A 14,457-nucleotide genomic window follows, 5' to 3' on the forward strand; every position below is an offset into this window, starting at 1 on the left:
GTCAGGCACCGAACCGTAGCAGGGCGTAATAGTAGGCGAGAGGAAAGACGAAAAGAAGGCTGTCCAGGCGGTCGAGAATGCCACCGTGGCCGGGAATCAGGGTCCCCGAATCCTTGACGCCGAAACTGCGCTTCAGCATCGACTCAAAGAGATCACCCAGTTGACCGACACTGCCAAGGACCAGGCCGAGAAACAGCGTATCGATCCCGGTCAGCATCGGCAGAAACCAGAGTTTGGCCAGAAAGGCGCCAGCCAGGCTGCCAAGCAGTCCGCCGATAGCGCCCTCGATACTCTTCTTCGGGCTGATGGCGGGGTAGAGTTTATGGCGACCGAAGTTGATACCGCTGAAGTAGGCAGCGGAATCGCCCGCCATCACCACCAGCATGACGAGAAAAACCCAGCCCCGGCCGTCGGGGAGCCCCCGCAGCATCGCCAGATGGGCGAGCAGCAGTGGCACGTAAATGAAACCGAGCAGAATCAGGTTGATCTGGGTGATGACCGAGGCGAGATCCCGAAAGCGCAACAGAAAAAGGATGGCGATGAAAATAAAAGCGAGGGCAATGCCACCGAGGCCCCAGGGCGAGGGGGCAAGGCTGACCAGGGGAACCAGGAGCGCACCCGCAACGACAGCGATGCGCTTTTCAAGAACCCGGTCGGCCGGCAGGCTCATACTGAAGAGTTCGTGCAAGGCCGGGATGGCGACCACCGTGACCAGGGCGGCAAACCAGGCCGGTCCGGCGAAATAGACGAACAGCACCAGTAACGGCAGGAGAATCAGGCCGGTCAGAATTCGCTGTCTAATAACAATCCTCCGAGGACGAATCCCGGTCCCGGGCCAATTGGGCGCCCGTCAGACCGAAGCGCCGCTGGCGCCGGCTGAATTCATCGATCGCCTTGTGCAGTTCAACGGGGGAAAAATCGGGCCAGAGGGCCTCGCTGAAATAGAGCTCGGTATAGGCCAGTTGCCAGAGGAGAAAATTGCTGATGCGGTGCTCACCGCTGGTCCGGATCAGCAGGTCCGGATCGGGGAGACCTGCCGTGTCGAGGCGGCCGGCGAACTCTTCCTCGTCGATCCGGGCCGGGTCGAGACGGCCGGCGGCAACATCGCGGGCCACCGCCTGCATCGCCCGCAGAATCTCGTTGCGGCTGCCATAGGAGAGCGCCAGGGTCAGGACCATCTCCCGGTTCGACGCGGTACTCTCGATGGTCGACTCGAGAATCTGCCGGATTTCAGCGGGGAGCCGATTGATTTCGCCGATGACGCGGAGTTGGATCCCCTGCTTGAGCAGGGAATCGAGTTCGCTCTGCAGGTAGCGCCCGAGCAGCCCCATCAGGGCGTTGACTTCAGCGGCGGGGCGTCCCCAGTTTTCCGAGCTGAAGGCATAGAGGGTGAGGAAAGGAATCCCCGATTCGCGGCAATCGGTGACGATCTTCTGCACCACCTCGACCCCACGCTGATGGCCGACAATACGGGGCAGCCGACGGTTTTCGGCCCAGCGGCCGTTGCCGTCCATGATGATCGCGATATGTCGGGGAGCAGGCATGGGAGGCTCTCGCAGCTGGAAATTCAGGCCTTTATAGGTAGCATGAAACGCACCTTCAGGCAAGCGCCGCGAGCGAGGATTTGGGGCAAAAAAGGGGCGCCGCAAGCGGCGCCCCGGCTCGGTTCAGTCGACGATGGCGTTTACCGGGCAGCTGTCTTCGCAGGCACGGCACTCGGTGCAGTCGTCGTTGATGGCGAATTTGTCGCCGGCCTCGACGATGGCGCCCAGGGGGCAAGTATCAACGCAGGTTCCACAGGCAATGCAGTCTTCGGTGATTTTAAGAGCCATTTCTAAGTTCCTCCTTTTGGTTTTGGTTTGTGGAGATCAGATCTCCATCACTTCTTTTTCCTTGACCGCCACCACCTCGTCAGCCTTTTTGACAAACTGGTCGGTCAAATCCTGAATCTCCTTCTCGCCGCGCTTGAGCTCATCCTCGGAGATTTCCTTTTCCTTTTCCAGTTTTTTCAGCCCTTCGTTGCCATCGCGGCGGACATTGCGGATGGCGATCTTCGCCTCTTCCCCCATGCGCTTGATCTGCTTGACCATTTCCTTGCGCCGCTCTTCCGTCAGGGCCGGAATGGCAATGCGCACCAGAACCCCGTCGGAAGCGGGATTCAGCCCAAGATCAGACTTGAGAATCGCCTTTTCAATATCGGGGATCAGCTTCTTTTCCCAGGGCTGGATGGTAATCAGGCGCGGTTCGGGGACGACCAGGGTTGCGACCTGATTGAGGGGAGTCGGGGTGCCGTAGTAATCGATGCGGATATCGTCCAGCAGCGAAACCGACGCCCGCCCGGTACGGACCCGGGTGAACTCTTTTTTCAGTGCCTCGATCGCTTTCTCCATGCCGACTCGAGCCTTGCCGATGAGATCCTGGTACATGGTCAGTCTCCTTTCACGATGGTCCCGATCCCCTCGCCGAGCACAACCTTCTGGATGTTGCCGCGCCGGGTCAGATCGAAAACCACGATGGGAAGGTTATTATCCATGCAAAGCGACGTTGCCGTGGCATCCATCACCTGAAGATTCATCTTCAGAACGTCGAGGTAGGTAAGGGTCGGGAACTTGACCGCGTTCTTGTCCTTGGCCGGGTCGGCGCTGTAGACCCCGTCGACCTTGGTCGCCTTGAGGATCACTTCGGCATTGATCTCCATGGCCCGCAGGCTGGCGGCGGTATCGGTGGTGAAGTACGGGTTCCCGGTCCCGGCGCCAAAGATGACGACCCGCCCCTTCTCGAGGTGTCGCACCGCGCGGCGCCGGATATACGGTTCGGCGACCTCCTGCATTTCGATGGCCGACTGGACCCGGGTGACGACCCCGACCTTCTCCAGGGCATCCTGCATCGCCAGGCTGTTCATCACCGTCGCCAGCATCCCCATGTAATCGGCGCTGGCCCGGTCCATCCCCCGGGAAGCGGCGGCAACGCCACGGAAGATATTGCCGCCACCGATGACCAGGGCAACCTGGACGCCAAGGGCGATCACGTCACGAATCTCTGCTGCAATGGCACCGATGACCTCGGGGTCAATCCCGTAGCCCTGGGTGCCGGCCAGCGCCTCGCCGCTCAGTTTAAGCAGAATGCGGCGGTAGATCGGTTCTTCGCCTGCCATGGCAACTCCAAAGGTTTATTTGGACAGGGAGGCTACTTCCGCAGCGAAATCGTCCTCTTTCTTCTCCAGCCCTTCGCCGAGCTGGAAGCGGACGAAACGATCAAGAGTCAGCGGGGCACCGATCGTCTTGCCGAGGGCCTCGACGACCTTGCCGACCTTCTGATCGGGATCGATGACGAAGGCCTGCTCCAGCAGGCAGACTTCGCCGAAGAACTTGTTGATCTGCCCTTCGATGATCTTCTCGACGATGTTGGCCGGCTTGCCGCTCTCAAGAGCCTTGGCCCGCATGATTTCCTTTTCCCGCTCGATCACCTCGGCCGGGACCTCGTCGCGCCGCAGGAACTGGGGGCTGGCAGCGGCAACATGCATCGCCACCTGCCGCGCCAGGCCGGCGACGCGCTCATCGTCACCGCGGCTCGTGCCGAGCTCGACCAGCACACCGATCTTGCCGGCACCGTGAACATAGGAAGCAATGACCCCCTGCGCCTCAAAGCGGGCGAAGCGGCGGATATTCATATTCTCGCCGATGGTGGCAATCTGGTGGGTCAGTTCCTCGCCAACGGTGCGGCTGCCACCGGGAAAGGTCAGCGCCTTGAGGGCTTCGACATCGGCGGGAGCGTGTTCGAGGACCGCCGCGGCAATGCCGGCGACAAAGCTCTGGAAGGCTTCATTCTTGGCGACAAAGTCGGTTTCCGAGTTGACCTCGACAACGACGCCCCGGTTCCCCTCACCGGCACAGGCGATCATCCCCTCGGCGGCAACGCGGCCGGACTTCTTGGCGGCGGCGGAGAGCCCCTTCTTGCGCAGGATATCGACCGCTTCCTCAATATTTCCATCCGCCTCGGCAAGGGCTTTCTTGCAATCCATCATGCCGGCGCCAGTCTTCCCGCGCAGTTCAGAGACCATTGATGCAGTAATGTTAGCCACGCTTTCCTCCTCTGAAAATCTTCTATTGGTTAAGGCCATCCGCCGGCCCGGATCTGTCAACCGGCCGCGAACGGCTATTGTCGGCAAAAAGGCGGCCGGACAGGTGCCGGCCGCCCTCGGGGCGTTTCACAGCAGTTGGGAATCAGGCCTCTGCGGCCGGACCCGCTGCGGCAACAACTTCAGGCTGAGCAGCCTCGACGGCAACTTCAGCGGCCGTCTCGCCACCTTCGGCGTCGCTGCGCAGACCAGCTTCACGGGCCTGGGCGCCCTCGATGCAGGCGTCGGCAATCCGCGCGGCAAAGAGGCGGATGGCGCGAATGGCGTCGTCATTGCCGGGAATCAGGTAATCGATTTCGTCAGGATCACAGTTGGTGTCAACCACGGCAACCACGGGAACACCGAGTTTGCGGGCTTCCTTGACGGCGATCCCCTCTTTCTTGGGATCAATGACAAAGATCGCACCAGGCATCTTGGTCATCCCCTTGATGCCGCCAAGGCTTCGCTCGAGCTTTTCCTTCTCCCGATCGAGCTGCAAAGCCTCCTTTTTGGTGATCAACTGATAGGTCCCGTCCTGGGACATGGTTTCAATCTTCTTCAGCCGGTCGATGCTCCCCTTGATGGTGCTGAAGTTGGTGAGCATCCCGCCAAGCCAGCGGTTGTTGACAAAATACTGGCCGGCGCGAACTGCCTCCTCGGCGATCGAATCCTGCGCCTGCTTCTTGGTGCCGACGAAAAGAATTTTGTCGCCGCCTTCGACCGTCTCCTTGACGAAGTTGTAGGCGGTCTTGAAATAGCGCACGGTCTTCTGCAGGTCAATGATGTAGATACCGTTACGGGCCCCGAAGATATAAGGTTTCATCTTGGGGTTCCAACGTTTGGTCTGGTGTCCGAAATGGACCCCGGCTTCGAGCAGTTGCTTCATGGTGATCTGGGACATCTTTTACCTTCTCCTTTAGCGGTTGATTTCCTCCGCCCCGGCTCTGGTTCCGCAACCCGTCATCAGTCCGGGCACCGCGCGGAGAGCCACCGAAGCGTGCGATTTGAATAACGTGTGTCTATACCATGCACCCCCCTGGCAAGGCAAGGGAAAAATAGGGGGATTCCAGTTTACAAGGACGCCCTTCTATACTAGGATGTCCGCCTATGTCAGCCCATCGAATCCATCGCTATATTGCACGCGAGGTCACCATCCCCGCCCTGCTCGGACTGCTGGTCTTCACCTTCGTGCTGATCCTCGGGCGGCTCCTCAAGCTGGCGGAGCTGGTCATCAACCAGGGCGTTCCCCTCGGCCAGATCACCACCCTTTTTGCTTACCTGATGCCAACCTTTCTGGTGATCACCATCCCGCTCGGCTTCCTCCTCGGCGTCCTTCTCGGCTTCACCAGGCTCTCGACCGACAATGAGATCACGGCCTTCAAGTCGACCGGCGTCAGCCTCTACCGCCTGCTGCGACCGGTTCTCTTCTGCGCCCTCGCCGCATCAACGCTGACCGCCCTCGCCACCCTGGTGATCGCCCCGGCCTGCAAGCAGCTCTTTCGCAGCCAGGTCTTTGAAATCGCCCTCAACCAGGCCAGCATCAAGCTGCAACCCCGGACCTTCAACACTGATTTCAACGGGCTCGCCATCTATGCCAATGGCGTCGATGAGCAGAGCGGAACCATGCAGGGGATCCTGATCGCCGATGAACGCTCCGGCAGCGCTCCGGCCGTGATCCTCGCCCGCTCGGGACGGATCATCCCCGATTCGAGCCAGATGGCTGTCACCCTGCGCCTGAACGACGGCACCATTCATCGCAAACCCGAGCAGAAATCGGCCGAAACCTACCAGCTGGTCAGCTTCGCAAACTATGACATCAACCTCAACCTCGGCCAGCAAACCCCCAGCAAGGAGAACCGCTACCGCAAGCCTTCCGAATACGCCCTCGGCGAGCTGATAACCAGCCTGCGCACGGCACCTGACGCCGCCGACCGGGCAGGATTCAGCATCGAACTCCAGCGCCGCCTGATCCTCCCCCTGGCACCGCTCCTCTTTGCCCTGATCGGGGTTCCCCTCGGGGTGCAGTCCAACCGCAGCGGTCGCAGCAGCGGGTTCGCCCTGGCGCTGATCGTCTTCCTCCTCTACTACATGTTCCTTTCCCTCGCCCAGACCCTGGTCGAAGAGAAGAACTTCCCGGTAATCCTCACCATGTGGAGCCCCAGCGTCCTCTTCTTCGCCGCCAGCATCTACCTGTTGCGGATCACCGCCAGCGAGAGACGCCTCCCCCTGGCCGACTGGATCAGGGACCGCTGGCGTGTGGCACGCCGGCTGTTGCGCCGCCGGGGGCTGGCATGACCCTGATTACCCGTTACCTGCTGCAGGCCTTTTCCCGGGTCTTCCTCCTCTCTCTGGTCGCCTTTGCCGGCATCTACCTGCTGGTCGACTTTGTCGAAAACGTCGACAGCTTCATCGCCCGCCAGGCGACAGCCACCGCATATCTTGTCTATTTTTTCGGCAAGCTCCCGCAGATCCTCACCCAGGTGACGCCGATGGCCATTCTCTTCGGGGTTTTCATGACCCTTGGCGGGCTCTCCCGCAGCAATGAGCTGACGGCGATGCGGGCGGGCGGCATCAGCCTCTGGCGTATCAGCATGCCGCTCCTGGGCGTGGCCCTGCTCGCCACCGTCGCCACCCTGGCCGCCAACGAATATGTGGTCCCCTACACGGCCAGAAAGGTCAACTTCATCAACCGCACCATCATCAAGGGGGAACCGAGCCAGCTGCTGCGCCGGGACCGGGTCTGGTTCCGTGAAGGGGACCAGCTGATCAATGTCCGCCTCGTCCTCCCCGCCGAAAAACTTCTCTACGGCATCTCCCTCTTCCGTATCGACCGTGATTTCCGGCTTCTCGCCCGCATCGACGCCGACCGTGCCGTATACCAGGATGGCCACTGGCTGTTCCAGAACCTGACCACCCGCACCTTTGCCGCCGACGGAAGCGAGTCGATGACCCTGGTGCGCGCGAAAGAAGAGGTCTTGCCGCTGGCCAAGACACCGAAGGACTTCGCAACGCCCGAATTCCGCAATGACGACCTCTCCTACCGGGAACTGCACCAGATGGTCGAGCGGCTCGAATCCGAGAATTTTTCGGCGACCCGCTACCGGGTTGACATGATGGCCCGCCTGGCCACCCCCTTCACCAGCCTGATCATGGCCTTTCTCGGCATCCCCTTTGCGCTGCAGAAAGGGCGCAATGCCAACCTGGCGATGGGGGTAGCGCTCAGTATTGCCGTCGGAGTCGTCTTCTACCTGGTCCAGGCGACCCTTCTCGCCTTTGGCTACTCGGCCGTGGTTCCCCCCCTGGTCGCAGCCTGGGCGCCCAATCTCCTCTTCGTTCTGATTGGCGTCTGGCTCCTCCTCTCCGCCCGCGACTGATCCCCTTGTCTCCACAGCGGCCTGTGGTTTAATCAAAAGTTGGGTTCAATTCCCCGCAGCTTGCTGCGCGATTTTTACTAAGGGTGTAGGCTGTTGATACCCCGTAGCTTGCTGCGGGGTAGTTCAATGAATCTCCCCGCAGCAAGCTACGGGGTATCAAAAGTTTAGATTGATCGCTTTCATCGAAGCAAGCTTCGGGGAATTCGACCCACCTGAGATTAAAGCTACGACTGTCAAGGAGAAGTAGCATGCGCAAATATTTCCTCTTCCTGCTGGGATTCCTCCTCTCTACGTCACTGCCGGCCCTGGCGACGGTGCAGATTACCTCGATGAGCCCGGACAGCGCCGCCCCCGGGGACGAAATCACCGTCACCGGCGGCCCCTTTTCCAATGAGATCGAAGTCCTTCTTGGCGAGATCAGGATCACGCCCCAGGCCGTTTCGGACCGGCGCCTGACCTTTTCCCTGCCGGAGCTCCCCCCCGGCCAATACCTGTTGCGCCTGGCCGAGCAAGGCCGGGTTTCGGCAAGCCCCCTGCTCTTCCGGGTGACCGAATCCGAACCGCGGATCAGCTCGTTGCAGCCGGTGGAGGTGGACGTCTGCGATACCGACCCGCCAGCGCAACTGACCGTCGAGGGGCAGGGCTTCCAATCGGGCAGCAGCTTGCTGATTGATGGCGTGACGATTGGTGTCGAGAAAATTTCCAGTGACCGCATTACCCTGACCCTCCCCCCCCTCGCCCCCGGAACCCACCAGGTGCAGGTCGCCAACCCTGCCGGCAGCCGCTCCCTCCCCCGTGGCCTGCTGGTCAACGGCACCCCGGTAATCTTTTCTACCCGGATCGGCGCCGACGATGTCACTACCTATGCACTGATCATCGAGGGGAAGAACTTCCTCGCCTCCTCCCAGCTACTCGTCGACGGCAAGCGCATTCCCCTCGTTGACCGGCAGCCGCCCGGCCGGGAAAGTGCCAGTCTCGGCGACTGTCGGACCATCGTCTACCACCGCCGTCCCTACAGCAGCCAACCGAAACCGATCACTCTGAAGGTGATCAACCCCGGCGGCCGGGAGAGTGCCGCGGTAACCATCCAGGCCCCTTAGATAACGCGTCGAGCAGCAGCACCCGGCGGCGCCTCGAACGAAAAAAGCCCCGCAGTTGCGGGGCTTTTTTCGTTTTGTTGCATGCTGCCAAACCGGCTCAGTACCGATAATGGTCCGGCTTGAAGGGGCCGGTGGCAGAAACACCGAGGTATTCGGCCTGGGCCGGGGTCAGGGTCGTCATCCTGGCCCCGAGCTTTTCAAGATGCAGGCGGGCCACCTTCTCATCGAGGAGTTTCGGCAGGACATAGACCTGGTTGCCATAAAGGCCGGTGTTGGCGAACAGCTCGATCTGGGCGATCACCTGGTTGCTGAAACTGTTGGACATGACGAAAGAAGGATGGCCGGTAGCACAGCCAAGGTTGAGCAGGCGGCCTTCGGCGAGAACGATGACCCCGTGGCCGTCGGCAAAGAGCCACTGGTCGACCTGGTTGCCGTGTTCCTGCGGGTTTTTGATGTTGATCTTGCGAATCCCCGGCACCTTGGCCAGCCCGGCCATATCGATCTCGTTGTCGAAGTGACCGATATTGCCGACAATGGCGTTGTGTTTCATCCGCGCCATATGCTCCGGGGTGATGATGTTGAAGTTGCCGGTGGCGGTAACGAAGATATCGGCGCTGGCCACCACATCCTCCAGCGTCTTCACCTCGTATCCCTCCATCAGCGCCTGCAGGGCGCAGATCGGGTCAATCTCGGTGACGATGACCCGGGCACCCTGCCCACGCAACGACTGACAGCACCCCTTGCCAACATCCCCGTAACCGCAGACCACGGCAACCTTGCCGGCGAGCATGACATCGGTAGCGCGCATGATCCCGTCGATCAGGCTGTGGCGGCAGCCATAGACGTTGTCGAACTTGCTCTTGGTGACCGAATCATTGACGTTCATCGCCGGGAAGGGGAGCTTCCCTTCTTTCTGCAGCTGATAGAGGCGATGGACACCGGTGGTGGTCTCTTCGGTAACCCCCTTGATCGAGGCACAGATCGCACTCCAGTCGTTCTTGCCGGCGGCAATCGACGCTTCCAGGCAGCGCACCAGTTCGCGCCAGTCCTCCGGGGCGTCCGCCCCGACCGCCGGAACTCCGGAGCGCTGCCAGTCGGCCCCATGCAGGACCATCATGGTGGCATCGCCGCCATCGTCGAGAATCATGTTCGGCAGCTGGCCATCGGGCCAGGAGAGGGCCTGCTCGGTGCACCACCAGTACTCGCTGAGGCTCTCCCCCTTCCAGGCGAAGACCGGGATGCCGGCGGCGGCGATCGCCGCCGCCGCCTGGTCCTGGGTCGAGAAGATGTTACAGGAAGCCCAGCGGACCTTGGCGCCAAGAGCGACCAGGGTTTCGATCAGGACCGCGGTCTGGATGGTCATATGCAGCGAACCGGTAATACGGGCGCCGGCAAGGGGACGCGCCGCGCCGAATTCTTCCCGCAGCGCCATCAGGCCGGGCATTTCAACTTCAGCCAGTTCAATCTCCTTGCGCCCCCAGCTGGCGAGGGCCAGGTCCTTGACCTTGAAGTCGCCCCGGGCCAGAACCGGATTATTCATTTTCTGCTGTGACATGCTAACCTCTTTTCGTTGCGGGCCGGCCAAGCCGGCAGGTTTCAATTTACTGCTTTTCGAGCGCAAAGCAGAAAAGCCGTGAACGGCCCGGGCTCTCCGGAGAGTTCACGGTAGGACTCCATGACAAAACCGCCATCCTGCAGCCAGCCGGTGATATCCTCGCGAACAAAACCAAGCCAGAGATCACCGAGCTCTTCCCGCGCCCACTCCTGCTCGTGGCGCAAAAGGTCGAGGATGACAAGTCGGCCGCCGGGCTGCAGCACCCGCAGCAGTTCGCCGATAATGGCCCGGGGACGATCGGCATGATGGAGTGCCAGGTGCAACAGCACGCCATCGACACTCCCATCGGCAAGGGGAAGATGGGTCATTTCGCCGAGGCGAAGGTCGACCCGTTCCGTCAACCCCGCGCCGGCGACCCGCTGCCGGGCTTCGGCGAGCATCGCCGGCGACTGGTCGATACCGACAACCTGGCGCGCCTTGTCGCAGAGGGCCGGCAGCAGGGCACCGGTACCGACCCCGAGATCAAGAATGACACCCGCTGGCGGGAGACTGGCCAGAACCAGGGGGCGCCAGTTTTCGAGGGGCAGAAAGCGCTTGGCCAGCCCCTCCCAGTGCCGGGCATGACGATCGAAAAAGGTGACGCTCGCCTGGCGCCGGCGCTGCAGAATCATCTCCAGCCGCACCAGGTCGCGGCGGAAGTCATCCCCGGCCAGACCGGGAGCAAGGACGGCCCACCAGGAGCGCAGCGGCTCCTGATCGACCAGGCTGCGGTAATAACGCCAGGTTCCCTGCCGCTGAACGGCGAGTAGCCCGGCATCGGCAAGTATTTTCAGGTGCCGTGAAATCCGGGATTGCCCCATCCCGAGGATATCCGTCAACTCCTGGACGGTGAGTTCGGCCTGGGCCAAAACCGCGACCAGCCGTAACCGGGTGCCATCACCGAGGGCCTTGAGAACTTCGAGCAGCGACATATCAATGTGGCCTGTTGTTGTTAAATCAGGTTTTCTTGATATATCATCGCTCCGCCCCAAAGGTCAAGAAAAAGGAGCTGGATCCCGAAGGACCCAACTCCTCGCCAGCGGATATGCGTGCCACCCCTAAAGAGCCAGGGTCGTGTTGAACAGCGTCCCTGACTCCGGGTCTTTCAGCTGCAGCCGAAGCTGGCTGGCAGAGGGCGCCTCCCCCGGGAAAAAGAGAAACCCGCGCCCCAGAACTCCCGGCCTTATGCTGCGATTTTCAAGGGACTTGTTGGCCAGGTCCCGGGAGATCTGCCGTTCTTCCTCCCCGGAGGTCCCGCTGTCGACGCCACCAAGCAGGGCTCCGCCGGCAGCGCCCACCGCCGCCCCCTTACCGAGCGCTTCGCCGACGCTTTCGCCAGTGAGAATACCGATAGCGGCGCCGATGACGGCACCACCGGCGGCACCCAGTACTGCGCTCCGCCCCGACCCCTTGGCAATCCTGGCGTACTCGGAACTCTTCTCCACCCGCTCGTAGGCGGTTCGGCGATCGAGCAGGTTCCAGTAGTTGCCGACGGCGTCGATCAGGAAGGTCTGGGCCGGCACCACTTCCAGAGTAGTCGAACCAATATTGTCGATGACGACCTGGACCGGCAACAGTCCGGCCTCGCGGATATCGAACCCGAAGGCTTCCCGGGCCTTCGATTTGTCGGCATACCCCTCGGCGGCGACCTGGGCGCCGGCGACAACCTGCATTCCGGGGTAGGCGGCCGGCGGGCGGAAGGGGAGCTCCTGGCTCTGGTAGGAAGCGCAGGATGCAAGCAGGAAGGTCAAAATGGTCAGCGACATCACGAAACGAAACGATTTCATCGGAATCTCCTTTTGCTGAGATTTTATTCTATCACCGCCGGCGCGATCAACAACAGGACCAGCCCGACGTGCGCCAGCGAATTCACAGCGCCCGATCCCCGACCGTTGCGCCCTCCCGGGCTTGCCGACGGGCGAGTCGGAACCGGGTCAGATGGAACCAGCAAAAGACCAGCACTGTCGTCAGGGCCCGCCCCGGCGGGTGATCGGTTATCTGCTCAAACCAGCGGTCGAACCATTGTAACCAGGGGGTCGGGCCGGCTCCGGGGGCATGGCCGGCCCGGCGATTTGCGCGACAATCGAGGGCAAGTCCCAGCTGCCAGCCCTGGCTGCGTACGTAGCCACCGGTCCGCCGCCACAGCCGGCGCCGCTCCGCCACCGGCAGGGTTGCCAGCAGTTCGCGGATGCGATTGAGAAAGGGGAGCAACTGCAATTTCGCCGTCGTGTCCTGTTGCCGATAGAGTCCGGGAACCTCGGCAAAAAAAAGCTCCCAGCCGATGGCGGCAAAATTCATGACCAACGCATTGAGAACCTGGCGCTGCAACAGACCCTCCCGGTGAAAACGGCGGGTCGAGGTAAGAATTTCTGCCGGCAGCAGCAGCCAGTCACCGGTCGCCAAGACCCGCTCGGCAAAGCGATGGTCTTCCAGAAACGGCAGGGATTCGAGAAAACCACCCATTTCGCAAAAGGCCTTACGTCCGATCAAAAACCCCTGGTCTCCGTGAATGGTTCCGGGGCGCCCGCTTTGCGCCTTGCAGGAGTAAAAATAGTAGGGGGCGGTATCGGCGCCGGGGCCGCTGAAGCAAAGGCGGAAATGGCCGGCGAGGGGCCCGGGTCCGGAGGCAAATCGGGCCCTTCGATAGGCGGCAAGGGCATCGCTGAGGGCGAGCGGAGAAGGAAAACGGGAATCGGCATGCAAAAAGAGGAGGGTTGCTGCTGTGGCCACCCGGGCCGCGGCATTCATTTGCTTGCCGCGCCCGGCGGGGGAAAGAACCAGGCGCGCATTTACGTTGGGCGCGGTGGTGGCCTGGCGGCAGAGTTCGAGGGTGCCGTCGGTCGATCCGCCGTCGCAAAGGATCAGCTCGATACGTACCCCGTACTGCCCCCCGAGGTTGGCGAGCAAACCTGGCAGGGTTTCCTCCTCGTTCAGCAGCGGGACGATAATGGATAGTTGCGGCGCCAGATCACCTTGAACCACTGCGGAGCCTCCTCGCTGCGGCAGCCGGTCAGATAAAAAAGGCGGGCCGCTGCCGGCCCGCCTGGAGTAACTCGCTCGCGACCGGTTTCAGATCCCGGCCCGCTTGCGCAACGACTCGACCCGGTCGGTACGTTCCCAGGTGAATTCGGGGAGCTCACGACCGAAGTGCCCGTAGGCTGCGGTCTTCCGGTAGATCGGACGAAGCAGATCGAGGGTCTCGATGATCGCCCGCGGCCGCATGTCAAATTCCTCCTGGGCAATCCGGGCAATATCGTTGGAGGGAATCTTGCCGGTCCCGAAGGTGTTGATCATCACCGACACCGGCTGGGCTACACCGATGGCGTAGGCGACCTGAACCTCGCATTTATCGGCCAGCCCGGCCGCGACGATATTCTTGGCGACATAACGCGCCATGTAGGAGGCGCTGCGATCGACCTTGGAGGGGTCCTTGCCGGAAAAGGCACCGCCACCGTGGGAGCCCTGGCCGCCGTAGGTATCGACGATGATCTTGCGGCCGGTCAGGCCGCAGTCCCCCATCGGTCCACCGACGACGAAGCGGCCGGTCGGATTGATAAAGTACTTGGTCCGCTCGTCCAGCAGATCGGCCGGAATAACCTTGCGCACGACCTCCTCGATGATCCCTTCCTTGAGGTTCTCGTAGGTCACCTCCGGGCTGTGCTGGGAGGAGACGACCACGGCGTCGACGCGAATCGGCTTGTCGTTGATGTACTGAATCGAAACCTGGGACTTGCCGTCGGGACGCAGGAAATTGAGCAGACCGCTCTTGCGTACCTCGCTGAGCCGCTTGGTCAGCTTGTGGGCAAAGGTGATCGGCATCGGCATCAGTTCGGGGGTTTCGTTGCAGGCGTAACCGAACATCAGCCCCTGGTCGCCGGCCCCCTGCTCGGTAAAGAGCCCCTCCCCCTCGGTGACCCCCTGCGAGATGTCGGGAGACTGCCGGTCGATGGAGGTCAGGACGGCACAGGTCTCCCAGTCGAAGCCCATCGATGAGTCATCGTAACCGATGTCGCGAATCGTCTCGCGAACGATCACCGGCATATCGACGTAAGCACTGGTGGTGATCTCGCCGGCAATCATCGCCATGCCGGTCGTCACCAGGGTTTCGCAGGCGACCCGGGACTTCGGATCCTGGGCGAGGATGGCGTCGAGGATGCTGTCGGATATCTGGTCGGCGACCTTGTCCGGATGCCCTTCGGTCACCGATTCGGAAGTAAAGAGAAAGTCTGTCATGGCCATGGGCGGGATGTCCTCCTTTGTGCCGGTTTCAGA

Annotated in this window: 15 protein-coding genes; 3 read left to right on the top strand and 12 right to left on the bottom strand. The window is 61.6% G+C overall.

Annotation, left to right across the window (positions count from 1 at the left end; translation table 11 throughout):
• Nucleotide 1: 1 nt before the first annotated feature.
• From DBW_RS10750 to rpsB, 7 genes are all read right to left on the bottom strand, one after another.
• Nucleotides 2-823 (bottom strand): phosphatidate cytidylyltransferase, encoded by an 822-nt coding sequence (locus DBW_RS10750; RefSeq protein ID WP_335339878.1) that lies wholly within the window; start codon nucleotides 821-823, stop codon nucleotides 2-4.
• Entirely contained in the window at nucleotides 798-1,544 is a 747-nt protein-coding gene (locus DBW_RS10755) for an isoprenyl transferase (protein ID WP_066727533.1), read from the bottom strand. Before DBW_RS10755 ends, DBW_RS10750 begins: the two co-directional genes overlap by 26 nt.
• A gap of 123 nt (nucleotides 1,545-1,667) precedes the next feature.
• Entirely contained in the window at nucleotides 1,668-1,832 is a 165-nt protein-coding gene (locus tag DBW_RS10760; protein WP_066727534.1) for a 4Fe-4S binding protein, read from the bottom strand.
• Nucleotides 1,833-1,868: 36 nt separating this feature from the next.
• Entirely contained in the window at nucleotides 1,869-2,426 is a 558-nt protein-coding gene (frr, locus tag DBW_RS10765) for a ribosome recycling factor (RefSeq protein WP_066727535.1), read from the bottom strand.
• Nucleotides 2,427-2,428: 2 nt separating this feature from the next.
• Entirely contained in the window at nucleotides 2,429-3,154 is a 726-nt protein-coding gene (gene pyrH, locus DBW_RS10770; RefSeq protein WP_066727536.1) for a UMP kinase, read from the bottom strand.
• Nucleotides 3,155-3,169: 15 nt separating this feature from the next.
• Entirely contained in the window at nucleotides 3,170-4,081 is a 912-nt protein-coding gene (gene tsf / locus DBW_RS10775) for a translation elongation factor Ts (protein WP_335339834.1), read from the bottom strand.
• 142 nt (nucleotides 4,082-4,223) lie between these two features.
• On the bottom strand, nucleotides 4,224-5,018 hold the full coding sequence (rpsB, locus tag DBW_RS10780; protein ID WP_066727538.1) for a 30S ribosomal protein S2: 795 nt from the start codon (nucleotides 5,016-5,018) through the stop codon (nucleotides 4,224-4,226).
• Between the two features lie 206 nt (nucleotides 5,019-5,224).
• Between rpsB and lptF the strand changes: the two genes are divergently transcribed.
• The 3 genes from lptF (at nucleotide 5,225) to DBW_RS10795 (ending at nucleotide 8,591) form a co-directional block, all read left to right on the top strand.
• Nucleotides 5,225-6,412: an LPS export ABC transporter permease LptF gene (gene lptF, locus DBW_RS10785; RefSeq protein ID WP_066727539.1), complete on the top strand. Its 1,188-nt coding sequence runs from the start codon at nucleotides 5,225-5,227 to the stop codon at nucleotides 6,410-6,412.
• Nucleotides 6,409-7,491 (top strand): LPS export ABC transporter permease LptG, encoded by a 1,083-nt coding sequence (gene lptG / locus DBW_RS10790; protein WP_066727540.1) that lies wholly within the window; start codon nucleotides 6,409-6,411, stop codon nucleotides 7,489-7,491. Before lptF ends, lptG begins: the two co-directional genes overlap by 4 nt.
• Before the next feature lie 248 nt (nucleotides 7,492-7,739).
• Nucleotides 7,740-8,591: an IPT/TIG domain-containing protein gene (locus tag DBW_RS10795; RefSeq protein ID WP_066727541.1), complete on the top strand. Its 852-nt coding sequence runs from the start codon at nucleotides 7,740-7,742 to the stop codon at nucleotides 8,589-8,591.
• Nucleotides 8,592-8,688: 97 nt separating this feature from the next.
• Here the strand turns inward: DBW_RS10795 and ahcY are convergent, their stop codons facing one another.
• The 5 genes from ahcY to metK form a co-directional block, all read right to left on the bottom strand.
• The gene (ahcY, locus tag DBW_RS10800; RefSeq protein WP_197463632.1) at nucleotides 8,689-10,146 is read right to left on the bottom strand and encodes an adenosylhomocysteinase; all 1,458 of its coding nucleotides are present in this window, start codon (nucleotides 10,144-10,146) and stop codon (nucleotides 8,689-8,691) included.
• Nucleotides 10,147-10,187: 41 nt separating this feature from the next.
• Nucleotides 10,188-11,117 (bottom strand): ArsR/SmtB family transcription factor, encoded by a 930-nt coding sequence (locus tag DBW_RS10805; RefSeq protein WP_066727542.1) that lies wholly within the window; start codon nucleotides 11,115-11,117, stop codon nucleotides 10,188-10,190.
• A gap of 126 nt (nucleotides 11,118-11,243) precedes the next feature.
• Nucleotides 11,244-11,972: a hypothetical protein gene (locus DBW_RS10810; RefSeq protein WP_082820302.1), complete on the bottom strand. Its 729-nt coding sequence runs from the start codon at nucleotides 11,970-11,972 to the stop codon at nucleotides 11,244-11,246.
• A gap of 82 nt (nucleotides 11,973-12,054) precedes the next feature.
• Nucleotides 12,055-13,167: a TIGR04283 family arsenosugar biosynthesis glycosyltransferase gene (locus tag DBW_RS10815; protein WP_066727543.1), complete on the bottom strand. Its 1,113-nt coding sequence runs from the start codon at nucleotides 13,165-13,167 to the stop codon at nucleotides 12,055-12,057.
• 87 nt (nucleotides 13,168-13,254) lie between these two features.
• Nucleotides 13,255-14,424, bottom strand: coding sequence for a methionine adenosyltransferase (metK, locus tag DBW_RS10820; RefSeq protein ID WP_066727544.1), 1,170 nt, complete (start codon nucleotides 14,422-14,424; stop codon nucleotides 13,255-13,257).
• Between the last annotated feature and the right edge of the window lie 33 nt (nucleotides 14,425-14,457).

This window comes from Desulfuromonas sp. DDH964 (assembly GCF_001611275.1).
Lineage (GTDB): Bacteria > Desulfobacterota > Desulfuromonadia > Desulfuromonadales > DDH964 > DDH964.